Origin of the sequence: Thioclava sp. DLFJ5-1 (assembly GCF_002020115.1) — a bacterium.
Taxonomy (GTDB): Bacteria; Pseudomonadota; Alphaproteobacteria; order Rhodobacterales; family Rhodobacteraceae; genus Thioclava; species Thioclava sediminum.
This window is the reverse complement of sequence record NZ_MPZU01000002.1, coordinates 452,961-474,017: the sequence shown is the minus strand read 5'-3', so window position 1 is coordinate 474,017 and position 21,057 is coordinate 452,961. Positions and strand designations below refer to the sequence as shown.

22 protein-coding genes are annotated in these 21,057 nt (G+C 63.7%); 10 read left to right on the top strand and 12 right to left on the bottom strand.

Annotation, left to right across the window (positions count from 1 at the left end; translation table 11 throughout):
* The first annotated feature begins 78 nt into the window (after positions 1-78).
* The 3 genes from BMI86_RS09520 to BMI86_RS09510 are packed head-to-tail and all read left to right on the top strand — an operon-like array spanning position 79 to position 1,551.
* Positions 79-807 (top strand): heme ABC transporter permease, encoded by a 729-nt coding sequence (locus tag BMI86_RS09520; RefSeq protein ID WP_078520639.1) that lies wholly within the window; start codon positions 79-81, stop codon positions 805-807.
* Positions 804-1,022, top strand: coding sequence for a heme exporter protein CcmD (ccmD, locus tag BMI86_RS09515; protein WP_078520640.1), 219 nt, complete (start codon positions 804-806; stop codon positions 1,020-1,022). Before BMI86_RS09520 ends, ccmD begins: the two co-directional genes overlap by 4 nt.
* Positions 1,015-1,551: a DsbE family thiol:disulfide interchange protein gene (locus BMI86_RS09510; RefSeq protein ID WP_143594747.1), complete on the top strand. Its 537-nt coding sequence runs from the start codon at positions 1,015-1,017 to the stop codon at positions 1,549-1,551. The genes ccmD and BMI86_RS09510 overlap by 8 nt, the downstream gene beginning before the upstream one ends.
* Before the next feature lie 88 nt (positions 1,552-1,639).
* Here the strand turns inward: BMI86_RS09510 and ssb are convergent, their stop codons facing one another.
* Positions 1,640-2,155, bottom strand: a complete 516-nt coding sequence (ssb, locus tag BMI86_RS09505; protein WP_078520642.1) for a single-stranded DNA-binding protein — start codon at positions 2,153-2,155, stop codon at positions 1,640-1,642.
* A gap of 276 nt (positions 2,156-2,431) precedes the next feature.
* Between ssb and BMI86_RS09500 the strand changes: the two genes are divergently transcribed.
* The 4 genes from BMI86_RS09500 (at position 2,432) to BMI86_RS09485 (ending at position 4,664) form a co-directional block, all read left to right on the top strand.
* A complete protein-coding gene (locus tag BMI86_RS09500; RefSeq protein WP_168173824.1) occupies positions 2,432-2,695 on the top strand; it encodes a PepSY domain-containing protein in 264 nt (87 codons plus the stop codon).
* Positions 2,696-2,778: 83 nt separating this feature from the next.
* Positions 2,779-3,378 carry a cytochrome b/b6 domain-containing protein gene (locus BMI86_RS09495; RefSeq protein ID WP_078540998.1) on the top strand — a complete coding sequence of 200 codons (600 nt, stop codon included), beginning with the start codon at positions 2,779-2,781 and terminating at the stop codon, positions 3,376-3,378.
* Positions 3,379-3,432: 54 nt separating this feature from the next.
* The gene (locus tag BMI86_RS09490; RefSeq protein ID WP_232621768.1) at positions 3,433-3,924 is read left to right on the top strand and encodes a helix-turn-helix transcriptional regulator; all 492 of its coding nucleotides are present in this window, start codon (positions 3,433-3,435) and stop codon (positions 3,922-3,924) included.
* Between the two features lie 116 nt (positions 3,925-4,040).
* The gene (locus tag BMI86_RS09485; protein WP_078540994.1) at positions 4,041-4,664 is read left to right on the top strand and encodes a lytic transglycosylase domain-containing protein; all 624 of its coding nucleotides are present in this window, start codon (positions 4,041-4,043) and stop codon (positions 4,662-4,664) included.
* Between the two features lie 99 nt (positions 4,665-4,763).
* Here BMI86_RS09485 and BMI86_RS09480 read toward each other — a convergent pair whose 3' ends face one another.
* Together BMI86_RS09480 and hemB are read right to left on the bottom strand one after the other, a co-directional pair.
* Positions 4,764-5,321, bottom strand: coding sequence for a YSC84-related protein (locus BMI86_RS09480; protein ID WP_078520647.1), 558 nt, complete (start codon positions 5,319-5,321; stop codon positions 4,764-4,766).
* 141 nt (positions 5,322-5,462) lie between these two features.
* Positions 5,463-6,464 carry a porphobilinogen synthase gene (gene hemB / locus BMI86_RS09475; protein ID WP_078540992.1) on the bottom strand — a complete coding sequence of 334 codons (1,002 nt, stop codon included), beginning with the start codon at positions 6,462-6,464 and terminating at the stop codon, positions 5,463-5,465.
* A gap of 156 nt (positions 6,465-6,620) precedes the next feature.
* On the opposite strand from hemB, the gene BMI86_RS09470 reads away from it, so the two are divergent.
* Complete coding sequence (locus tag BMI86_RS09470) at positions 6,621-7,154, top strand: hypothetical protein (protein ID WP_078540990.1); 534 nt, start codon at positions 6,621-6,623, stop codon at positions 7,152-7,154.
* Between the two features lie 49 nt (positions 7,155-7,203).
* Positions 7,204-10,647: a transcription-repair coupling factor gene (gene mfd, locus BMI86_RS09465; RefSeq protein WP_078540989.1), complete on the top strand. Its 3,444-nt coding sequence runs from the start codon at positions 7,204-7,206 to the stop codon at positions 10,645-10,647.
* Here mfd and BMI86_RS09460 read toward each other — a convergent pair.
* The 7 genes from BMI86_RS09460 to BMI86_RS09435 all read right to left on the bottom strand — a co-directional run bounded on the left by BMI86_RS09460 (position 10,619) and on the right by BMI86_RS09435 (position 17,498).
* Positions 10,619-11,293 (bottom strand): class I SAM-dependent methyltransferase, encoded by a 675-nt coding sequence (locus tag BMI86_RS09460; RefSeq protein WP_078540987.1) that lies wholly within the window; start codon positions 11,291-11,293, stop codon positions 10,619-10,621. The two genes, mfd and BMI86_RS09460, sit on opposite strands and share 29 nt — an antisense overlap.
* Positions 11,294-11,361: 68 nt before the next feature.
* Entirely contained in the window at positions 11,362-12,582 is a 1,221-nt protein-coding gene (locus BMI86_RS09455; RefSeq protein ID WP_232621594.1) for a multidrug effflux MFS transporter, read from the bottom strand.
* Positions 12,583-12,721: 139 nt separating this feature from the next.
* Positions 12,722-13,369, bottom strand: coding sequence for a DsbA family oxidoreductase (locus BMI86_RS09450; RefSeq protein ID WP_078540985.1), 648 nt, complete (start codon positions 13,367-13,369; stop codon positions 12,722-12,724).
* Positions 13,366-14,886 (bottom strand): class I adenylate-forming enzyme family protein, encoded by a 1,521-nt coding sequence (locus tag BMI86_RS09445; protein WP_078540983.1) that lies wholly within the window; start codon positions 14,884-14,886, stop codon positions 13,366-13,368. Before BMI86_RS09445 ends, BMI86_RS09450 begins: the two co-directional genes overlap by 4 nt.
* 209 nt (positions 14,887-15,095) lie before the next feature.
* Positions 15,096-15,422: a hypothetical protein gene (locus BMI86_RS09440; protein WP_078540981.1), complete on the bottom strand. Its 327-nt coding sequence runs from the start codon at positions 15,420-15,422 to the stop codon at positions 15,096-15,098.
* A 133-nt stretch (positions 15,423-15,555) separates the two neighbouring features.
* On the bottom strand, positions 15,556-15,675 hold the full coding sequence (locus tag BMI86_RS21590) for a lipoprotein (RefSeq protein WP_338113616.1): 120 nt from the start codon (positions 15,673-15,675) through the stop codon (positions 15,556-15,558).
* Positions 15,672-17,498, bottom strand: coding sequence for an extracellular solute-binding protein (locus BMI86_RS09435; RefSeq protein WP_078540979.1), 1,827 nt, complete (start codon positions 17,496-17,498; stop codon positions 15,672-15,674). Before BMI86_RS09435 ends, BMI86_RS21590 begins: the two co-directional genes overlap by 4 nt.
* 318 nt (positions 17,499-17,816) lie before the next feature.
* On the opposite strand from BMI86_RS09435, the gene BMI86_RS09430 reads away from it, so the two are divergent.
* Positions 17,817-18,590 (top strand): 3-hydroxybutyrate dehydrogenase, encoded by a 774-nt coding sequence (locus BMI86_RS09430; RefSeq protein WP_078540977.1) that lies wholly within the window; start codon positions 17,817-17,819, stop codon positions 18,588-18,590.
* 39 nt (positions 18,591-18,629) lie between these two features.
* Here the strand turns inward: BMI86_RS09430 and BMI86_RS09425 are convergent, their stop codons facing one another.
* A complete protein-coding gene (locus BMI86_RS09425) occupies positions 18,630-19,292 on the bottom strand; it encodes a response regulator transcription factor (RefSeq protein ID WP_078520657.1) in 663 nt (220 codons plus the stop codon).
* Positions 19,293-19,483: 191 nt separating this feature from the next.
* Positions 19,484-20,974, bottom strand: a complete 1,491-nt coding sequence (locus BMI86_RS09420) for an ATP-binding protein (protein ID WP_168173823.1) — start codon at positions 20,972-20,974, stop codon at positions 19,484-19,486.
* Positions 20,975-21,057: the final 83 nt, after the last annotated feature.

Genomic DNA, 21,057 nt, shown 5'->3' with positions numbered 1-21,057 from the left:
CAACCCGCGCGCGCGCCGTGATAGGAAGAGCCGTGATACACAGAGCCAACCTGGCCAGAAGGTGAGCAGAACAACAAGATGTCGATCTGGGAATACGCCAACCCCGTCAAATTCATGAAGACCACGGACAAGATCCTGCCCTGGACGGTAGGAATTGCCGCGATCACGCTGATCGTCGGGCTGGTCTGGGGCTATTTCTTCGTCCCGGCGGCCGAGAATTTCGGCGGCTCGGTGAAGGTGATCTATGTCCATGTCCCCGCCGCGATGATGGCGATCAACATCTGGGTGATGATGGTCGTGACCTCGCTGATCTGGCTGATCCGGCGCCACCATGTCTCGGCGCTGGCCGCGAAAGCCGCGGCGCCCATCGGCGCTGTGATGACGCTGATCGCGCTGATCACCGGTGCGGTCTGGGGCCAGCCGATGTGGGGCACGTGGTGGGAATGGGATCCGCGACTGACCTCGTTCCTGATCCTGTTCCTGTTCTACCTCGGCTATATTGCGCTCTGGGCTGCGGTCGAGAACCCCGATACCGCCGCCGATCTGACCGGCGTGCTCAGCCTCGTCGGCGGGGTGTTTGCGGTGCTCTCGCGCTATGCGGCGAATTTCTGGAACCAGGGGCTGCATCAGGGCGCGACGCTCTCGATGGATTCCGAGCAGCACATCGCCGATGTCTACTGGTTCCCGCTGCTTCTGTGCATGGCCGGGTTCATCTTCTTCTTCCTCGCGCTGGTGCTGATCCGCACCCGCACCGAGGTCCGCGCGCGCCGACTGGGCGCCATCCAGCAACGTGAGCGCATGGCATGAGTGATACGACCGAGCAAGGCGGCACCGTCACCGAGGGCGGCGTCGTCCTCGTGGACCCGTCTACCAAATCCTACACCGAAACCGTCAACATCGCCTGGGCCTCGACGGTCGTGCTGCTGGTGCTGATCATCGTCGTCTCGTTGATGCGTGGCGCGAAGGTGAAACGTCAACTGGCCGAGGCCGAGGCCCGCCGGAAAGGGGGCGCACATGGTTAAGCCGCTTATGCTGCTGCCGCCGCTGATCTTCGCGGGGCTTGCGGGCGTGTTCATCTGGGGGATGACGCGCGAGGACCCGACGCAGCTGCCGACCGCTTTCGCGGGCAAGCCCGCGCCGCCAGTGCAACTTGAACCGCTGGGTGATTTCAAGCCCTTCACCGATGCCGATCTGAAGGACGGCAAGGTGAAGCTGGTGAACTTCTGGGCCTCGTGGTGCGCGCCGTGCCGGGTGGAGCATCCCAACCTCGAAGCGCTCGCCGAAGAGGGTATCCCGATCTACGGGGTCAATTACAAGGACAAGCCCGTCAAAGCGCAGGGCTTCCTGAGCGAGATGGGCAACCCGTTTGCCGAACTCGGCGCCGATCCGAACGGCAAGATGGCGCTGAACTGGGGCGTTTACGGCGTGCCAGAGACCTTCGTGATCGATGGCACGGGCAAAGTGCTCTATCGCTTCGCCGGTCCGCTGACCGAGCGCGTGATCGCCTCGGATCTGCGCCCGCTCCTGAACGGCGAGACGGCCGAGAAGTAAAGGGCAGGGCGCGAGCGCGCCGCTAGCCCCGATCCAGATCGCTACAAAAGCAAAGGCCCCCGAACCGGGGGCCTTTCTTGTCTGGAACTCAGAACGGGATTTCGTCGTCGAAATCCGAGCGGCCACCGCCGCCGCCACCGGAGCCGCCCGAGGACGGGCCGCCATAGCCGCCGCCATCATCGTAGCCGCCGCCACCCGAGGACGGGCCGCCATAGCCACCGCCACCGCCGCCTTGACCGCCGCCCGAGCCGCCTGGCCCATCGAGCATGGTCAGTTCCGAGCGATAGGGGCGCAGCACGACCTCGGTCGAGTAGCGGTCCTGACCGTTCTGGTCCTGCCATTTGCGGGTTTCGAGCTGGCCCTCGATATAGACCTTCGAACCCTTGCGCAGATATTGCTCCGCCACTTTCGCCAGCGGCTCCGAGAAGATCGCGACCGAATGCCATTCGGTGCGCTCCTTGCGCTCGCCGGTATTGCGGTCGCGCCAGTTCTCGGACGTGGCGATGCGCAGGTTGCACACCTTGCCGCCGTTCGAGAAGGTCCGCACCTCCGGGTCGCGGCCCAGATTGCCGATCAGAATGACCTTGTTGACGCTGCCTGCCATATTGCCTCCGCCTCGCGATTCTAGAATTGGTCCCAAAGGGTATAGAGCAGAGCCCCGCTGGAGCCTAGGGGCGAAGCTTCGCTCAACCGTGACGGAAAGCGGCGAAATCCCGCGTGCATCTTTGGTTGGAGAGCGATTTCGGCCCCGGATTTCCAACCTTGCGCCGATAGATGGCGCCGTGGGTTTGCCACAGGTCTGGACGAGCCGGACGGCACACGGGGGACGAACCCCACCCGATCCGGTCGAGCAACCCCACATCCCATGAGGAGATACCCCATGAAATACCTGATGCTGATCGCCGCGAGCGCCACGATTGCCGCAGCCTCCACTCTCCCCGCACTCGCAGAAGGTGGCGAAGGCGCCGTGGCCCCGGCGAAAGAGCAGAAGCTCGCAGCCGAGCTGAAAAATCAGGGCTACGACGTGCGCCGGATGGAAATGGAAGACGGCTATATCGAAGTCTACGCGATGAAGGACGGCAAGCGCGCTCAGCTCTTCTTCAACTCCAAGCTTCAGCAGGTGAAGCGCTCGGACAGCAACTGATCCGATCCTCAAGGGGCGGGCCGGCACGATCCGGCCCGTCCTCCTCACGCCAGTCTTTCCCGAAGCAGCAGGAGGGCCCGATCATGGCCATCGAAGACGCGAGCTTTACCGATCTTCCGTCGCAGGAGACGTCTCACGCAGAACCGCCGCCCGTCGGTGCGCATAGCGTATGGGACCCCTTCGTCCGGGTGTTCCACTGGTCCATCGCGGGCCTCTTCACCGCCAATGCGTTCTTCACCTCGCCGAAGCACGATCTGCACCACTGGATCGGCTACACGGTCGCGGGCCTCGTGACGGCGCGCATCCTCTGGGGTCTGTTCGGCACCCGCCACGCGCGCTTCAAGGATTTCCCGCCATCGCCCACCGGCGCGCTGACGCAGCTGCGCGATATGGCCACGGGGCGGCGGCACGCGCATCTGGGACATTCGCCGCTCGGCGCGCTGATGATTTACAACCTTTTGATCACGCTTCTCGTCATTGCGGGATCGGGCTGGTTGATGACCACTGACGCCTATTGGGGCGTGAAATGGCCCGAGGAAGTGCATGAACTCGCCGTCAACTGGGCCGAGGTTTCGATCGCCGCCCATATCGCTGCCGTGGTCTTTGAGAGCCGCCGGTTGCGCGTGAACCTTGCGCGCGCGATGATCACCGGTAAGAAGGTGTTCCGCGGCAACAGAGGGTAAGCGCCGATGGCGGTTTCGCGAGAGCGAGTCTCAATCTGGACGAAAGAGGGCGCGTTGGTCGCCCTCATCATATTCCAAGCCGCCTGCACATCGCTCTTCGTGGCCGACGTGTTCGACGACTTCCGCGAGGCCGGGCGTCTCTCCCTGCATCTCAACATGGAGCTTTTCGCCAATCTCGGCCTGATCGCGGGGATCGTCGTCGAGGCCGCCGTGCTTTGGGCGCTGTTGCGACGTCAGGCGCATGCCGACCGCACGATCGGGGCTGCACAAGGCGCAATGGCCGAGATGATGAGCGCGCAGTTCGACCAATGGGGGCTGACCCCCGCAGAGGCCGATGTCGCCGCCTTCACCATCAAGGGCTTCTCGGTTTCGGAGACCGCTTCTTTCCGCGGCTCCAGCGAGGCCACGGTGAAATCCCACCTCAATTCCGTCTATCGCAAGGCGGGCGTGTCGGGCCGCTCTCAGCTCGTTTCGATCTTCGTGGAGGAGCTGTTTCACGGCCCGATCAAGGCCGATGCGAAAAAGCAACAGGCGCACGCAATCTGACGCAACGGCAGCTTATCGGCGGGAGGTTGCCGAGACGATTGGCGTTTTGCTTTAACTTTTCGCTGATTTCTCTATAGTTTGCCCCAGAATACGTGGACAGTGAGTGGTGGGGGCCGATGCGTAGAACGATCGGAATTCTCGGGCTGGCGGCGCTTGCCGCGGCAACGGTGATGGTGGGCCCAATGAGCGCCCAGGCAGAGGGGCTGCGGCTTCAGGGGAGTTCTTCGAAATCCCGCGCGATGCTGTTCCGAAACCAGACCAACATTCTCGATACCCGTGCCGCCCAGCAATATGAACATTCCTCGCGGCTGACGCCCAAGGGCAAGCTGACCCAGACCGCCAGTGTCGAGAACGTGCCGCGCTACAACGGCAAGTATCGCGGCCAATATATGAGCACCGCGAAATCGGTGGCCTCGCGCCATGGCATCCCGACCGATCTGTTCCTGCGGCTTGTCCAGCAGGAGAGCGGATGGAACCCGCAGGCGCGCTCGCACAAGGGCGCGATGGGGCTGGCGCAGTTGATGCCCGCTACCGCGCGCAAACTGGGCGTGAACCCCCGCGATCCGGCGCAGAACCTCGAAGGCGGCGCGCGCTATCTGAAGATGATGTATAACCGGTTCGGAAGCTGGCGGCTGGCGCTTGCGGCTTACAATGCGGGGCCGGAGGCCGTCGCGAAACATAACGGCATTCCGCCTTATCGCGAGACCCGGAATTATGTGCGGATCATCCTCGGCGGTTGATCCTTCGCAACTCACAAATAGAGAAAAGCCCCGCAAGATCAGCGATCTGCGGGGCTTTCTTTATGTCTTGGGTGAAGAGAGCCGCCGAAGCGGCTGATCTTACGGTATAATACGGGTGTATTTCGTGCCCGCGAGCGTCGCGCCCGCCATCAGACCGGCCTGGCCGAAGACCAGCGCAATGATCGGCGCGGTCGAGGTCAGGGTGGAGGCCGAAATCGCGCCGCCCTGATCCGGCACCGCATAGCGCGCATCCGCGCCGAGCTGCCAGCCATCGCCGCGGCGGAAGCCGGCAAGCGCCTCGGGCGTCATGAAGAACAGGGCATGGGCATATTGCTGCGCGCCGATCTGCAGACCGAAGCTCGCCGCCGCTGCCGAGTAGTAATCCACGGTCACGTTGTTGATCCGCAGCGCGCCGCGCCCGAATGCGCCACCGATGCCGAAACCCGCTTCGGTCATCAAAGGCATCCAGAGCACGCCGACCGACTTGTTCTCGAGATCGCGGGTGCCGGGATATTTCGTCAGGAGGTAGTTCCGGGTCGCATCGACCCGCGCGTCCAGCTTGGCGCTGCCTGCGCTGCCCACGCCGTTGCCGCAGGCTGCAAGGCCAAGCCCCGCACCGCCCATCGCCAGAAGGGTCCGTCTGGAAAGTTTCGTCATGTCTGTCGCTCCGCTCGATATGCCCGATCTCGCGCCGGGCTGAATGGTCTTATTACGACCGCTTGGCACAATTAATAGACGAGGGAACCCGCTTTGTCACTTCTTCTTGAGCCCATTCACGCTGAAGTGGCAAGACCCTGCTTAGCCGTTACCGAGCAGTTTCGCAGCCTCCGGCGCGAAATAGGTGAGCACGCCATCGCAGCCCGCGCGGCGGAAGCTCATCAGGCTTTCGAGCATGACCTTCTCGTGGTCTAGCCAGCCGTTCTTCACCGCCGCCATGATCATCGCGTATTCACCCGACACCTGATAGGCGTAGGTCGGCACGCCGAACTGCTCTTTCACGCGGTGGCATATGTCGAGATAGGGCATCCCCGGCTTCACCATCACCATATCCGCGCCCTCGGAGAGATCGCGCGCGACCAGCCGGATCGCCTCGTCGGAATTGCCGGGATTCATCTGGTAGGTCTTCTTGTCGCCCTTGAGCGCGCCGGTCGCGCCCACCGCATCGCGGAACGGCCCGTAGAAACCTGACGCATATTTCGCAGCATAGCTGAGGATCGTCACATCGGCATGGCCCGCAGCCTCGAGCGCCGAGCGCAGCGCCGTGATCCGCCCGTCCATCATGTCCGAGGGCCCGAGGATATCCGCACCGGCCTCGGCCTGCGCAATCCCCATTTTTACAAGACATTCAACGGTTTCGTCGTTGAGGATGATCCCGTCGCGCACCAGCCCGTCATGGCCGTTGGCATTGTAGGGATCGAGCGCAATATCGGTCATGATCGCGATCTCGGGCACCTCGGCCTTGATCGCGCGGATCACGCGGTTGGTGATGTTCTCGGGGTTCCAGGCCTCTTCGCAGGCCTCAGTCTTCACCGCCGGATCGGTATAGGGAAAGAGGCAGATCGCCGGAATGCCGAGCTTTGCGGCCTCTTCAGCGGCGCGCACCGCGCCCTCCAGCGTACGACGCACGACGCCCGGCATCGAGGGCACCTCGACATCCGCGCCCGGCACGTCGGTGATGAAGATCGGCCAGATCATGTCCTTCACACTCAACCGGTGTTCCTGCGCGAGATCACGCAGCGCTGCAGTGCGGCGCATCCGGCGCAGACGGGTGTGGGGGAAGGGCGGAAGGATCGGGTTCATCGGCAGGCTCCTCTGGCTCGGCCAAATGGGTGCCATGGATCGATGTAACAGGCAAGCGCGGCAGATCCGCACGGGGTTCCGCTCGGGCCGAGGCTGGTCTATGCATCGACGAGAGGGGCCGCGACACGACGACCCGGAAGAACGAGGGCGAGGGGCTTGGAAGTTTTCGACACGATCGCGCGGCTGATCGACCTGCGCAGCTTTTCCAACTTGTGGTATTGGATCGCGCTGGCCGCGGTCTGGTCCTCGGCCTCGCATTGGGTGCTGGGCGTGCCGTGGGACATGGTGATCCGCGCGCGCCGCAAGGGTGGAGAGGCGGCCGAAGATCTCGCCGCGATGACGGCGCTGAACGCGCGCAGGCTGAACCGGATCCGGCGCGATGCGGGATTCTCGATGTCGATCTCCATCCCGTTCATGCTGAGCTTTCTGCTGATCACCGGTTTCATCTATGGCTCGGAGACGGCGCAAGCTTTCGCGCTGCTGCTGGTACCGATGATGGGGGTGTTCGGGTTGAGCCTGCGTCTGGCGCATAAACTCGACGCGGACCCAGCGCTGGCGCATGATCCGACGCTTGCGATCAAGGCGCTCTCGCGTCACCGGCTGAACGTGCAGGCGATTGGCGTGGTCGCGATCATAGTGAGCGCACTTTGGGGAATGTATCAGAACCTTCTCGCTTCGATGCTGGTTTGACGCGCGAAGCAACTTGACACCGGCGGCAGGGCCGATACCTCGCTTGGCTATGGAGCATTTTCTTCTCTCGGGCGCCCCGGAAGGGTTCGACGCCGCCTTGCTGGCCAAAGAGCTCGCGAAGGGCAAATCGGTCATCCATGTCGCGCGCGACGATCGCCGTCTGGCGGCCATGCGCGGGGCACTTGCGTTCTTCGCGCCCGAGGCGACTGTACTCGACTTCCCGGCTTGGGATTGTCTGCCCTATGACCGGGTCTCGCCCAATGCCGATATCTCGGCCACGCGGATGGCGACGCTGGCCGCGCTGGCCTCGGGGATGCCCGGGCCGTTCGTTCTGCTGACGACGCTTTCGGCGGCCATGCAGCGCGTGCCCGCGCGCGAGGTTCTGGCGGGTGCGAGCTTCACCGCGCAGGTCGGCAAGCGGATCGACGAGAGCGCTTTGCGCGAATTCCTTGTGCGGATGGGCTTCTCGCAGGCCTCGACCGTCTCCGAGCCCGGCGATTACGCGATCCGCGGCGGCATCATCGACATCTTCCCGCCGGGCGAAGGCGGGCCGGTGCGGCTCGATCTGTTCGGCGATGTGCTCGACGACGCGCGCCGCTTCGATCCGGTGAGCCAGCGCACAACCGAGAAGCTGAAAGGCGTGGAACTGGCCCCGGTCTCCGAGGTCATCCTCGACGAGGCGGCGATCACGCGCTTCCGGCAGAATTACCGGATCGAATTCGGCTCGGGCGGCGCGGAAGATCCCCTTTATGAGGCCGTCTCGGCAGGGCGCAAACAGGCCGGGATGGAGCATTGGCTGGGCTTCTTCCATGAAAAGCTCGAGACCATCTTCGACTATCTGCCCGACGCGTCGGTGATGCTCGACGACCAGATCGCCGCGCAGCAGGAAAGCCGCTGGGAAGGCATCGCGGATCAGTACGACACGCGGCGCGAGGCGATGACCCGGCGCGACCGGCTGGATTCGGTTTACAAACCCGCGCCGCCGCAGCTTTTGTATTTGAACCCAGAGGGTTGGGAGGCGGTGTTGAAGCCGCTTCGCGTGCTGCGCCTGCAGGTGATCCCGGCGCCGCCCGGTCCCGGCATCCTGAATGCCGGCGGGCGCGTGGGGCGCAACTTCGCGCCTGAACGCAAGGTCGAAAATGTCAGCCTGTTCAGCGCCTTGAAGGATCATGTTCAGGCGCGTCTGGCCGATGGGCCCGTGGTGATCGCCTCGTGGTCGGAAGGCGCGCGCGAACGTCTGCGCGGGTTGATGGAAGACGAAGGGCTGATCGGCGCCAAGCTGATCGGCTCTGCGCGCGAGATCGGGCCGGGGGTGAACCTCACCGTCTGGCCGCTCGACGAGGGTTTCGAAGCCCCGCGTGACGGCGGCGAGATGACCGTGATCTCCGAGCAGGACGTGCTGGGCGAACGGCTCGTCTCGAAGCCGCGGCGCAAGCGTAAGGCCGAGAATTTCCTGACCGAACACACGACTCTGTCGCCCGGCGATCTGGTCGTCCATGTCGATCACGGGGTCGGCCGCTACAAGGGGCTGGAGACGGTCACGGCTCTCGGTGCGCCGCATGAATGCGTGCTGCTGGAATATGCGGGCGGGGATCGCCTCTATCTGCCGGTCGAGAATATCGAACTGCTCAGCCGTTACGGCCATGAGGAAGGCTTGCTCGACAAGCTTGGCGGGGGCGCGTGGCAGGCCAAGAAGGCCAAGCTGAAAGAGCGCATCCGCCAGATCGCCGACAAGCTGATGCGGATCGCGGCCGAGCGCCACCTGCGCAACGCGCCCATTCTCGAAGCGCCGCATCACGAGTGGGAAAGCTTCGCCGCGCGCTTCCCCTATACCGAGACCGACGATCAGATGAGCGCGATCGAGGATGTCGTGGACGATCTGAAATCGGGCACGCCGATGGACCGTCTCGTCGTGGGCGATGTGGGCTTCGGCAAGACCGAGGTCGCTATGCGCGCGGCCTTCGTAGCCGCGCAATCGGGCATGCAGGTTGCGGTGATTGCGCCGACGACGCTGCTTGCGCGCCAGCATTACAAGACCTTCGCCGAACGCTTCCGGGGCACCGCGCTGAACGTGAAACCGCTCAGCCGTTTTGTGTCCGCCAAGGAGGCCACCAAAACCCGCGAGGGGCTGCGCGATGGCACGGTCGATATCGTGATCGGCACCCATGCGGTTCTGGCGAAATCGGTGAAATTCGCCAATCTCGGCCTCCTGGTCATCGACGAAGAACAGCATTTCGGCGTGCAGCACAAAGAGCGCCTGAAAGAGATGCGCTCGGAAATTCACGTCCTCACGCTGACCGCGACGCCGATCCCGCGCACGCTGCAGCTCTCGCTGACCGGGGTGCGCGACCTATCGATCATCGGCACGCCGCCCGTCGACCGTCTCGCGATCCGCACCTATGTCTCGGAGTTCGACACCGTCACCGTGCGCGAGGCGCTCCTGCGCGAGCATTACCGCGGCGGGCAGAGCTTCTATGTCGTGCCGCGGATTTCCGATCTTCCCGAAATCGAGGAATTTCTGCAAACCCACGTGCCCGAGGTGAAATATCTCGTGGCGCATGGCCAGATGGCCGCGGGCGAGTTGGATGACCGGATGAACGCGTTTTACGACGGCAAATACGACGTGCTGCTGGCGACGACGATCGTCGAAAGCGGCCTCGATATTCCGACCGCGAACACGATGGTGATCCACCGCGCCGATATGTTCGGCCTGAGCCAGCTTTACCAGATCCGGGGGCGTGTGGGCCGCGCCAAGACGCGGGCCTATTGCTATCTAACGACGAAGCCGCGAATGCCGCTGACGCCGCAGGCGCAGAAGCGGCTGCGTCTGCTGGGCTCGCTCGATAGCCTCGGAGCGGGGTTCAACCTTGCCTCGCAGGACCTCGATCTGCGCGGCGCGGGCAACCTTCTGGGCGAGGAACAGTCGGGCCATATCCGCGAGGTCGGCTACGAGCTGTATCAGTCGATGCTGGAAGAGACGATCTCGAAGCTGAAATCGGGCGAACTGACCGAGACGGCGGATGGCGACTGGTCGCCGCAGATCAATCTCGGCGTGCCAGTGATGATCCCCGACAGCTACATCCCCGATCTCGACGTCCGCCTCGGCCTCTATCGTCGCCTCTCGAGCCTGACCACCAAGGTCGAGCTGGAAGGGTTCGCCGCCGAGCTGATCGACCGCTTTGGCGAATTGCCGAAAGAGGTCAACACACTGCTGCTGGTCGTCCGGATCAAGGCGATGTGCAAGCGCGCGATGATCGCCAAGCTCGATGCCGGTCCGAAAGGCGCGACCGTCCAGTTCCACAATGACAAATTCCCGAACCCGCAGGGTCTCGTGGAATTCCTGACCGCGCAGCGCGATCTGGCGAAGGTGAAGGACAACAAGCTGGTCATTCGCCGCGACTGGAAGAACGACAAGGACAAGATCAAGGGCGCCTTCGCGATTGCCCGCGATCTGGCCGAGAAGGTTATCGAAGCGAAGAAGGCGAAGGCCTGAGGGGCTCCGCGCGGAACATAACCTGTCCGCGCGGCAGCATCCGGTCGTCGCTGGTGAGGCTCCAGCCCGACGCGTCCGCCATCGCGTAAAGCGTGGTTTCCGAGAGGTGATACGGCGCTCGGGCGGCATGGGTGACGACGCCGTCTTTCTGGCGGTGGCTCGTGGCATCCTTGGGCGCGAGGAACACCGTCAGCAGCACGCATTCCAGATGAGGAAAGCGCTGCAACCCATTGAGACAGCGTGCAATTGCGTCGCTCTCCAGATGCGGAAAGACGCCGAAGGCGATGGCATGGGTGATCGTGTCGGTGACACCGGCGAAGGTGAAACCCGCGTCCTCCACCAGTTGCACAGGATCGAGCCGCTCGCGGGCATCCAGCTCCGCCGCATAGCCCGCCAGCATCAGCGGGCGCGAGGCATCCGTGCCCCAGTAATGGCCCGGCTCCAGATAGGGCACCGCCTTGCAGCCAAGCCGCAAAGCGCCCGCGCCGATATCGAGAAGCACGTGATCGGGTCGCAATCCGTGATCCATGAGCGCCGCCATCTGCGCGCGGCCGGTCTCGTCCCAGCGACCGCCCACGATCTCGCGGTGGCGGCCCTTGGCGAGCGCCTCATCGTAGAACCCGGGACGGGCATAGGGCGAGGACATCGGGAGCGACTCGGGACCGGGGAAAGATGCGCGGGTATGCGCCCTTTGCTCCCGTGCGTAAAGCCCCGTCAGTCGGTCTCCTGCGTCTTGCGGATCAGCCACCAGGCGAGGCTCGAACAGATCAACGTCGCGACCACCATCGGCAGTGCCGTGCCGTTGAAGGACAGACCCACGGGGGCTGCGATCACCACCGCGCCGACCGTCGAGATCGCGGCCACGATCGAGGCCGCCATGCCCGCGATATGGCCCATATGCTCCAGCGCCAGCGCGTTCAGGTTCCCGAAAGTCAGGCCCGCCATTGCGAAGACCGAGACCGAATAGACGAAGATGAACGGGAAGCCCGACGCGCCGTCGGTCAGCCCGCTAAGCACCAGCACCAGCATCACCGCCGAGATCGCCACCTGAGAGATATAGGTCCCTTTGACGATCTTGCGCATTCCCAGCCGCATCACGTAGCGCGCATTGAAGATCGTGGCCGTGCCCGCCATCAGCGCGCCGATAGCGAACCACATCGGGAAGGTGTCGGTCACGCCATGCGCCGCGTAAAGCTGTTGCGCGGTCGACAGCAGCGCGAACATCTGCCCGAAACCCAGCGTCATCGTCACGATATAGAGCCGCACATCGGAATGGGTGATCACTTCCAGCGCCGCAGCGCGCAGCTTCGACACGTTCAACGGGCGGCGATCCTCGGGGGCGAGCGTTTCCGGTTGCCGGATCATCAGCCAGCTCACGCCGACGCAGCCAAAGACCATGAAGGCCCAGAACACGCCACGCCAGCCCGCAAACGCGATCACGAGTTGGCCGATCGACGGCGCCACCGCGGGGACGAGGATGAAGATCATCATGATGAAGGAGGTGATCTTCGCCATCTCGCGCCCGGCAAACAGATCGCGCACCAGCGCCATCACGGTGATCCGTGGGCCTGAAGCGCCGATCCCTTGCAGCACCCGCGCGGCCAGCAGCGCCTCTAAGCTTTGTGCGTGGGCGGCGACGAACGCCCCGACCATGTAGATCGCGATGCCGCCTGCGATGGTCTTGCGACGCCCGAGCGCATCCGAGATCGGCCCGGCAAACAGCGTGCCGACGCCCATACCCAGCACGAAGGAGGTCAGCACCAACTGAGCGCGGTTGACCGCATCGGGGCTCAGTTCCTCCGCGATCTGCGGCAGGGCCGGCAGCATCCCGTCGATCGAGAAGGCGACCGTCGCGATCAGCGAGGCGAGCATGACCGTCAGTTCGGGCAGCGAAAGAGGCGTGCGCGCCCGGGGCGCGTCAGAGATCTGGGACATTCTGGGGGACTTTCCGAAAGTCGGAGGAATTCCGTGCGCAAAATAGGGGAATGCGCGCCGATGGCCAGAGGGCCGGGCGCGCAGCCCCCTGTGCGCTCACGCGAGAGTGAACCTGGGGGCTACGCGCGCGGAACGTGGATCAGTGCTGCGTTGCGTCGGAGGGTGCGCCGGACAGCTCGTCGATCACCTTCAGCCACAAATCGGTCGGCTGTGCGCCGCTCACCAGATGAGCATTGGCGACAACAACCGAGGGCACCGCGTTGATCCCACGTTCGCGCGCATGCGCTTCTTTCGCGACGATCGTGTCGATATCGGCATCCGACGCCAGCAGCCGCTCCACCAGCCGCGGATCCATCTTCGCGGCCTCAGCCACCTCGCACAGCACGGTCGCGTCGCCGATATTGCGCCCGTCGCGCCAATGCGCGGCCAGCAGCCTCTCCATCACATCTTCCTGACGCTCTTCCAGACCCGCCCAATGGAGCAGGCGATGCGCGTTGCGGGTATTGGGCTGATGGGTCACGCGCTCGGGGTGGAAATCGTAGCCCTCGGCCTCGGCGATCTCGAGCAGTTGCACATGCATCTTCGCGGCCCCATCCTGACCGAATTTCGCCTGCAGGTAATCGGCGCGCGCCATCCCTTCGGGCGGCATCGTCGGGTTCAGCTCGAACGGTTGCCAGGCACGCTGGAACGGGTGGTTCGGGCGTTGCGCCAAGGCTCGGTCCAGCCGCGCCTTGCCGATGAAGCACCACGGGCAAACGGGATCGGCGAAAATATCGAGCGTGATCATGAGGTGACCTCCTGTTGCAGCATGGTGCGGATTTCGGATCGCAGCACCTTGCCGTTACGGTTGCGGGGCAGGGCGGCGATATGGGCGTAAAGGCGGGGCTGCTTGTAACGTGCTAGCCGCGCCTCGGCATGAGCGCGCAGCGTGTCTTCCCCGGCCTCGCCGGTATAGGCGAGCGCGATGACACTGGCATCGGCCTTCACCGCGATCTCGATGGCGGCGACGTCGCCCGCGCCGGGGCAGTCATGCATGACCTCTTCGACCTCGATCGGCGAGACCCGGAAGCCGCCCGCATTCATCATATCATAGCCCCGCCCGAGATAGGTGATCGCACCGTCTTCGCCCATCGAGACCGTGTCGCCGGTCACGAACCACGGGCCGACCCGGCGCGCCGCCGTCTCTTCGGGCGCATTCCAATAGCCCAGATAAAGCCCCGGATCGCTCTCATGGATCGCAAGCTGACCCGGCTCGCCACGCGGCACCGGTTGCCCGTCGTCGCCCAGCACGGCGACATGACGACCCGCCTGCGGATAGCCGCAGGTGCCGGGCGGCGCGGGATGATCGGGACTACCCGAAATGAAGGTCGAGCATTCCGACATGCCGAGCGCCTCATAGACCTTGGCGCCCGTCGCCGCGTTCCAGGCCGCGCGTGTGGGTTCGGGCAGCGCCTCGCCCGCGCTCAGCCCATGGCGCAGCTTCGGCAGCGACAGCGTCTCGTGATGTTTCAGGATTTGCCGATAGACCCCGGGGGCGGCTGCGAAGATCGTCGCGTCGAACCGTTTGAGCAGCAGGGGCAGGCTGCGCGGCTCCACTCCGTCCGCCGGGATCAGCGCGGTCGCGCCGAGCGTCCACGGATCCATCAGCCCGGTCCCGAGCGTGTAGGTCCAGTTGAACGCGCCCGCATGCATCAGACGGTCGTCCGACCCCATGCCATACCAGCCGCGATACATCATCTGCCGCGCCCAGATCGCACGATGCGCATGCATCACCGCCCGCGCCGAACCGCCCGTGCCGGAGGTGAAGATCATATAGGCGAGGCGGTTCGGATCGCCCATTGCGAACTCGCAGGGCGCGGCGTCCTCGGCCTTGCGCAGCACGCCGGCAGGGATCACGCGCGCCGGATGATCGGGCAGGGCGATCCCGTCACCCGCCACGACAGCCGCCGGATCGAGATCGGCCGCGAGCTTGGTGATCTCGACCTCGGTCAGCTGCGCCGATGTCGGCACGGGCGCGAGCCCGGCGGCAATGGCCCCAAGGAAAGCGATGGGAAATTCCGGCCCGTTGCCCAGCCGCAGCATCACGCGGTCGCCGGGCGTCAGCCCCGCTTCGAGCAAAAGCGTCCCCGCACCGCGCACCGCCGCGATCAACCGCCCATAGGACCAACGCTGCGCGCCCGAGGGCTTCACGATCTGCATCGCGAGCTTATCGGGGGTCGCCGCGCCAGCCGCTAAAACATGTGCGGCCATGTTGAAGGCGCTAGGCGGGTCGGGGATCGGGTCTGTGCGGTAAACGGAATCCATGCAGCCTAGCTAGGACGCAGCGGGCGCCCGAGCAAGCCCGAACGCGCCGACATCACTTTCGCTTCGCCTTGGCGAAAATATCCCGGGGGTGAGGCGGGACGAGCGGCCTTCCGGTGAAGGACGCCCCGCCGAACGCCCGGAGCGCAAGCGAAGGGCCGCGCAGCCGCCGGGGGCAGAGCCCCCTGCAACCGATCAACGGCGCGCGACGCTCACTCTTCGTCGTCGTCGTCGCCGAAGCGGGCGTCGTCGTCATACTCGTCTTCGCCCTCGCCGACATATTTCGCCGACAGCGCAATCGAATGACCGTCATGGGTCGGGTCCATGACAACGTCGGAGGGCAATTCGCCCCGCATCCAGTCGCGGATTTCGTCGCGCGCGTCGGCCGGCTCCTGTTCGGTCAGCTCGGCGATATACCGGATGAAGGCTTTCTGATCGCCGTCGATCTCGTCAAGTTCGGCCTCGTCGGCTTCGGGCCACTTGTCCACGATCGCCTCGTAAAATGCCGCCCAGTTTTCCTCGATATGGTGCCATTTCATCGCTTTTGATCCTTTTCTTCGCGGCTCGTCTCACGGGCGGCCCTATGTCTGAGAAAGGGACGCCCGGGGGGCTTTGCAAGGCACAAGGCAAAGATACCTCGCGCGGTTCCATATCGTGATCAGATCCGCGAGGTTACCTGAACCAGCCCTGCACCGAGCGCGCACCGCCAGAGATGTCGTCGCCCACACCGGCCACCGTGTTGCAGCCTGCCAATGCCGCAGCGACTGCTGCCAGAAGGATGAGTTTTTTCATTGTCCTGCCTCTTGATACCACCAGACATCGGGTTGGAAACCCGGCCATGCCCCGTATAGCGGGGTCTTCTCAGGGTAGTGAAGCTGCTTGATATGGGCGATGCGGTCAACCGGGGCATACCAGATCGGGATGACATAGCGACCTGCAGTCAACACTCGGTCGAGCGCATGGGTCGCGGCGACGAAATCCTCGTGGCTTTTGGCGTCGAGCATGGCCTTGACCATCGCCTCGGCAGCGGGGGAGTTCATGCCCATCCAGTTGCGCGAGCCGGGCTCTTTCACGCCTTTCGAGCCCCAATAAAGGTTCTGCTCGTTGCCGGGCGACAGCGACAGCGCGCGCCAGTACCACGCCATGTCGAAATCATAGGCGTTGGTGCGCTGCGTATATTGCGCGTCATCGATCACGGTCACTTTAGGGAAGATGCCCAGCTTCTTGAGCGCCTCGGTGTAGATATCGACGATGCTCTGGGTCTCGGCCGCGCCCTGCTGCAGCACGATCTCGAAGGTGAAGGGTTTGCCATCCTTCTTGAGAACACCATCGCTATCGACCTGCCAGCCCGCGTCTTCCAGCAGCTTCGCCGCAGCGCGCATGTTCTTGCGATTGCGCACGCCGCCGTCGGACGTGGGCAGGCTGTAGCCGTCGATCGTACCGGGCGGCAGTTGATCGGCGAAAGGCTCCAGCAGGGCTTTGACCTTACCCTCAGCGGGGCCGTGCTTCATTCCCAGTTCGGAATTCGAGAAATAGGAGGAGATCCGCGGCTCCGCGCCGCCATTGATGGTCTTGTTGATGAATTCGAAATTGAAGGCGTCGATCATCGCCTGACGCACTCGCCAGTCGGCGAAGACCGGGTTGCGGGTGTTCATCACCAGCCCTTTGATCCCCGAGGGGCGCCCGTTCGGGATCTCGGATTTGATCACGTCGCCCGATTGCACGGCGGGGAAGTTGTAATTGCGGCCCCAGTCGGCAGCGTTCCATTCGGTATAGCTGTCGGTCTCGCCGCCTTTGAAGGCCTCGAACACGACCCCGCCATCGCCGAAATAGTCGTAGCGGATCGTGTCGAAATTGTTCCGGCCCTTGTTGAAGCCCAAATCCTTGCCCCAGTAATCGGGGTTGCGCTTGAGCTCGATGAATTTGCCGGGATCGACGCGGCCCACGACGTAAGGGCCGGAGCCGATCGGCGCCATGTTGGTGGTGGAGGCGAAGTTATGTCCCTCCCACTGCGCTTTCTCCAGAACCGGGCGCATCCCCATGATCAGCGCCATTTCGCGGTCCTTCACCTCGGGTTTGAAGGTGATGCGGACCTTGCGCTCGCCGGTCTTCTCGATCTTCTCGACCTTCGACCAGGCGTTCTGGTAGCGCGGATGACCTTCTGTCCCGAGCGTTTCATAGGACCAGATGACATCCGCGACCGTCACCGGATTGCCGTCGGAGAACTTGGCCTCGGGGCGCAGGGTGAATTCCACCCAAGTCCGATCAGGATCGGTCTCGACCGATTCGGCGAGAAGCCCGTAAAGCGTGAAAGGCTCGTCCATCGACCGGCCCATCAGCGATTCGGCGACATAGCGGCCGATTCCCTCCGCCGGGCGCCCGTTCAAAATCCACGGGTTAAGCGAATCGAACATGCCGGCCACGCCAAATCTGATCTCGCCACCCTTGGGCGCGTCGGGATTGGCATAGGGCAGGTGGGTAAAGCCGGCCGGAAGTGCAGGCTCTCCATACATTGCAATCGCAGGTTGTGGCTCCGCAGCAGCGATCCCTGTAAATACAGGGGCGAGCCCGAAAAGCGCCCCGCCGAGTAAATGGAAAAACACCGATCTCGTCATGTTAACAATCCCTGCCTTGCCTGCATTTATTGTCGCCAAGCTAGCGAGAGGTTTGAAACTGCGCAAACTTTTCCCTTGGAGAGCGGCGCAGGATTGCTTATAAGGGATGCACTGCTCGATAGGTTTCTTGCCTGTATGAAACCTGCCTCATGACTTGACGCCCGCCCTAGCGCGGGCGTCTTTTTTTACGTCATTCCCCAAGAAAACAAGGTCCTCACCGCGATATCACGCGGTATTGCGCTTGCAGCATGGCGTTCGCAGGCGCGGCACGGCATGATCCCGGCGAATCCGTAACTTATCGCCACCGAAGGAGAGAACATGTCGCTTCAGGGAAAAACCGCCGTCATTACCGGGTCGAATTCCGGGATCGGTCTCGGGGTCGCGCGCGAACTGGCGCGGGCCGGTGCCGATGTCGTCATCAACTCCTTCACCGATCGCGATGAGGACCACCAGCTCGCCGCCGATATCGCAAAGGAATTCGGCGTCACCGCACGCTACATCAAGGCCGACCTGTCGAAAGGCGCCGAGGCGCGCGCGCTGATCGAGCAGGCGGGCAAATGCGATATCCTCGTGAACAACGCAGGTATCCAGCACGTCTCGCCGATCGAGGACTTCCCGGTCGAGAAATGGGACGCGATCATCGCGATCATGCTGACCTCGGCTTTCCACACCACCGCCGTCGCGCTTCCGATGATGCGCAAGGCGGGCTGGGGCCGGGTGGTCAACATCGCCTCCGCGCATGGTCTGACCGCCTCGCCCTATAAATCGGCCTATGTCTCGGCCAAGCACGGCGTCGTGGGCCTGACCAAGGTCACAGCACTCGAGACAGCGAAGGAAGACATCACCGTCAACGCGATCTGCCCGGGTTATGTGAAGACCCCGCTGGTCGAGGCACAGATCCCCGATACGGCGAAGGAATACGACATGACCGAGGAAGAGGTTATCGAGAAGGTCATCCTCGCGCGTCAGCCCTCGAAGGAATTCGCGACGGTGGAGCAGATCGGCGGCACCGCCGTGTTCCTGTGCTCGGATGCGGCGGCGCAGATCACCGGGACGACGATCTCGGTCGATGGCGGCTGGACCGCGCTGTAATCGGAAGAACCTCTGGCGGAGCGGCAGCGCTCCGCCGGATCAATAGGGGCGCGACGAGAGCGCGCGCTCATGCGCCTGTCGATGGGCGATCACGGCCTCCAGGCGGTTCTTCACCCCGTATTTCTGCATGATATTCGTCATGTAGAACTTCACCGTCTTCTCGCTGATTGCGAGGCGCGTGGCGATTTCGCGGTTGGTCTTGCCGCGTTCCAACTCCCGCAGCACCTGCATTTCGCGATGGGTGAGGTTCTCGCTCTCGGATTTCTCCTGCCCAGAGAGCGCCGCCTGCAGCAGCGCCGCCGCGAAGCTGGGCGAGACAAAGGTGCCGCCATGCAGGATCGCGTCGATTGCGGCCTGCAACTCCGAGACGCCCACGCCCTTGAGAATGTAACCCTTCGCGCCCGCGCTCATCGCCTCGATCGCGGTTGCGGGCTCGTCGCAGGCCGTCAGCAGGATGCATTGCATGGACGGGTCATGATCAATGATTTTGCGCAGCGCGTTCAGCCCGCCGCCGGGCATGCTGAGATCGAGGATCATGACGTCCGGCCTGCGCGTTCGGGCAAGCTCGATCGCGTCGATGGCAGAACTGCCCTGATCGATCACGTCGATCCCGAGCGCGTCTTGCAGAACGGCACACAGCCCCTGCCGGAAAATTGGATGATCATCGATAATACAAGCCGTCGTCGGCACGAAATCAGACATGGAAATACCCCTTAAACGATCCCGCGACCGCGTTCCCCAACGCGCGACGGCCGTGCCGTCCGGAATGCCGCGAAATCCTTCTTCCCCCTGACCAACAGAATGAAGGTGTCCTGAATAAACACAATAAAGAAAGACGCTTACAGAATAGTCCCATCTGGCTATGGCTATAGACCGTTAGGATTACGTGCGCGTCACCTGCAGGGGGCGTCTGGAGCGAGCGGAATGCGGCAAACCACCTCCGCGCCCTGCGGCTCAAGACGTCGGAATTCGAGCGTGCCGCCAAGCGATTGCGCCCGGAATTGCATCCCCGGCAAGCCAAGCCCGCCCTCGCGGTATTCGCGCTCTTGCTCGATGGTGTAGCCGGGGGCCGGGCCACTGTCGGAGATACGCAGGACGAATGAGCCATCTTCTTGATAGGTTTCAATTTTCTGGCTCGATCCGGGCGCGTGACGCGCGGCGTTTGCGAGGGCTTCCTGCACGATCCGCCCCAAGGTGCGCCGCGTCGTCTCGGTCAGCTCCGGCGCGTCCGGCGCAAGCGCGAGCGTGACCTGCGCCCCGGTGCGTCGGCCATGGTCCGTGGCGAGCGTTTCGATCAGCGCGGAAAGCGTCGGCGCGGCGTCGAATTGCGGCGCGACCAATCCGCCCGAGATGGCACGGATTTCCTCCATCGTCTTGCGCGCGACTTTCTTGATTTCCGCGACAATCCCGGCCGCTTTCGGCTCATCGGTCGCACCGGGGGAACGAATCATATGCTCCAGCCGGTCGATCTCCAGCACCAGATAGGACAGAAGCTGGCACGCCCCGTCATGCAGGTCCGCGCCGATACGCCGCTTCGCGCGCTCGTCGATATTGGCGGCGTTCTGGGCTGCCTCGGCAATCGAGCGGTGCAATTGCGAATTGCCCAGCAGCAGACGCTCGCGCTCGGCGAACTGACGGCGGAGCTCGACGGTCTGGCGCTCGATCGTCAGGCTGCCGCGCCGCACGATCAGGAACAGCATGGTGAAGACGATGATCGCCACCGGCCCGACAAAGAGCCACGTCGTCTTGGCGGAGGTCAGCAGCGCGCCGCGGACCACATCGGCATTCTGATAGAATTCGCCCACCGCCAGAATAGCGCCCGTCTCGATATCGCGCAGCGGGGCGTAGATCTCATAGAGCTGCACGCCCAGCGCGCGTTCGGCATCATGGGCTGCGTCCTCCAGATCGGGAAAGCGCCCGAAGACCTTCCCCTTGAGCGCCTCGAAAATCTCATCGTCGGGCAGGACGTGGCCATGCCCGGTCTCGGGCGCGAAGACCAGCTTGCCTTCGCGGCTCCAGATCTTGATGGCGAGGAAATTGCCCTGTTTGCGAAACCCCTCCGCGAGCGCATCCAAGGCTGCGAAATCCTCGGGGAGCAGGGCCTCCGATTGGCCCAGCGCCTGCACATGCGGCTGCAAGAGGTTTTGCATGTAGAAGGCGGCGGTGTCGGCAGAGGCATCGAGCAGCCGCGTCGTCGCACGGTTGTTGATCCAGTACGCGAGGGAGGCGAGCACGAGGCTCAGCACCAGCCCAAGCCCCACGAGAAACTGTAGCGACAGCGAAAACCCCAGAAACCAGCGCAACGGGTTTCGCACCGTCTGCACCGGGTCCGGGGCCCCCAAACCCCCGACCTTGGTCGCATCGCTCTTAGACCTTTGTCCCATAGTCCCTTGCGTCCTTTGGCGAGGAGCGTCCCCGACCATAGGGGAGAATCTCGTTCGACCTAAGACAATTTTCGCCCCCTCGA

Excerpts from the sequence above, each read along its gene's own strand:
- BMI86_RS09435 (WP_078540979.1), bottom strand. The coding sequence starts at position 17,498 with ATGACGAGATCGGTGTTTTTCCATTTACTCGGCGGGGCGCTTTTCGGG.
- BMI86_RS09455 (WP_232621594.1), bottom strand. The coding sequence starts at position 12,582 with ATGTCCCAGATCTCTGACGCGCCCCGGGCGCGCACGCCTCTTTCGCTG.
- BMI86_RS09450 (WP_078540985.1), bottom strand. The coding sequence starts at position 13,369 with ATGATCACGCTCGATATTTTCGCCGATCCCGTTTGCCCGTGGTGCTTC.
- BMI86_RS21590 (WP_338113616.1), bottom strand. The coding sequence starts at position 15,675 with ATGAAAAAACTCATCCTTCTGGCAGCAGTCGCTGCGGCATTGGCAGGC.
- hemB (WP_078540992.1), bottom strand. The coding sequence starts at position 6,464 with ATGAACCCGATCCTTCCGCCCTTCCCCCACACCCGTCTGCGCCGGATG.
- BMI86_RS09420 (WP_168173823.1), bottom strand. The coding sequence starts at position 20,974 with ATGGGACAAAGGTCTAAGAGCGATGCGACCAAGGTCGGGGGTTTGGGG.
- BMI86_RS09440 (WP_078540981.1), bottom strand. The coding sequence starts at position 15,422 with ATGAAATGGCACCATATCGAGGAAAACTGGGCGGCATTTTACGAGGCG.
- BMI86_RS09485 (WP_078540994.1), top strand. The coding sequence starts at position 4,041 with ATGCGTAGAACGATCGGAATTCTCGGGCTGGCGGCGCTTGCCGCGGCA.
- BMI86_RS09425 (WP_078520657.1), bottom strand. The coding sequence starts at position 19,292 with ATGTCTGATTTCGTGCCGACGACGGCTTGTATTATCGATGATCATCCA.
- BMI86_RS09430 (WP_078540977.1), top strand. The coding sequence starts at position 17,817 with ATGTCGCTTCAGGGAAAAACCGCCGTCATTACCGGGTCGAATTCCGGG.
- BMI86_RS09495 (WP_078540998.1), top strand. The coding sequence starts at position 2,779 with ATGGCCATCGAAGACGCGAGCTTTACCGATCTTCCGTCGCAGGAGACG.
- ccmD (WP_078520640.1), top strand. The coding sequence starts at position 804 with ATGAGTGATACGACCGAGCAAGGCGGCACCGTCACCGAGGGCGGCGTC.
- BMI86_RS09510 (WP_143594747.1), top strand. The coding sequence starts at position 1,015 with ATGGTTAAGCCGCTTATGCTGCTGCCGCCGCTGATCTTCGCGGGGCTT.
- BMI86_RS09445 (WP_078540983.1), bottom strand. The coding sequence starts at position 14,886 with ATGGATTCCGTTTACCGCACAGACCCGATCCCCGACCCGCCTAGCGCC.
- BMI86_RS09520 (WP_078520639.1), top strand. The coding sequence starts at position 79 with ATGTCGATCTGGGAATACGCCAACCCCGTCAAATTCATGAAGACCACG.
- ssb (WP_078520642.1), bottom strand. The coding sequence starts at position 2,155 with ATGGCAGGCAGCGTCAACAAGGTCATTCTGATCGGCAATCTGGGCCGC.
- BMI86_RS09460 (WP_078540987.1), bottom strand. The coding sequence starts at position 11,293 with ATGTCCTCGCCCTATGCCCGTCCCGGGTTCTACGATGAGGCGCTCGCC.
- BMI86_RS09480 (WP_078520647.1), bottom strand. The coding sequence starts at position 5,321 with ATGACGAAACTTTCCAGACGGACCCTTCTGGCGATGGGCGGTGCGGGG.
- BMI86_RS09500 (WP_168173824.1), top strand. The coding sequence starts at position 2,432 with ATGAAATACCTGATGCTGATCGCCGCGAGCGCCACGATTGCCGCAGCC.
- mfd (WP_078540989.1), top strand. The coding sequence starts at position 7,204 with ATGGAGCATTTTCTTCTCTCGGGCGCCCCGGAAGGGTTCGACGCCGCC.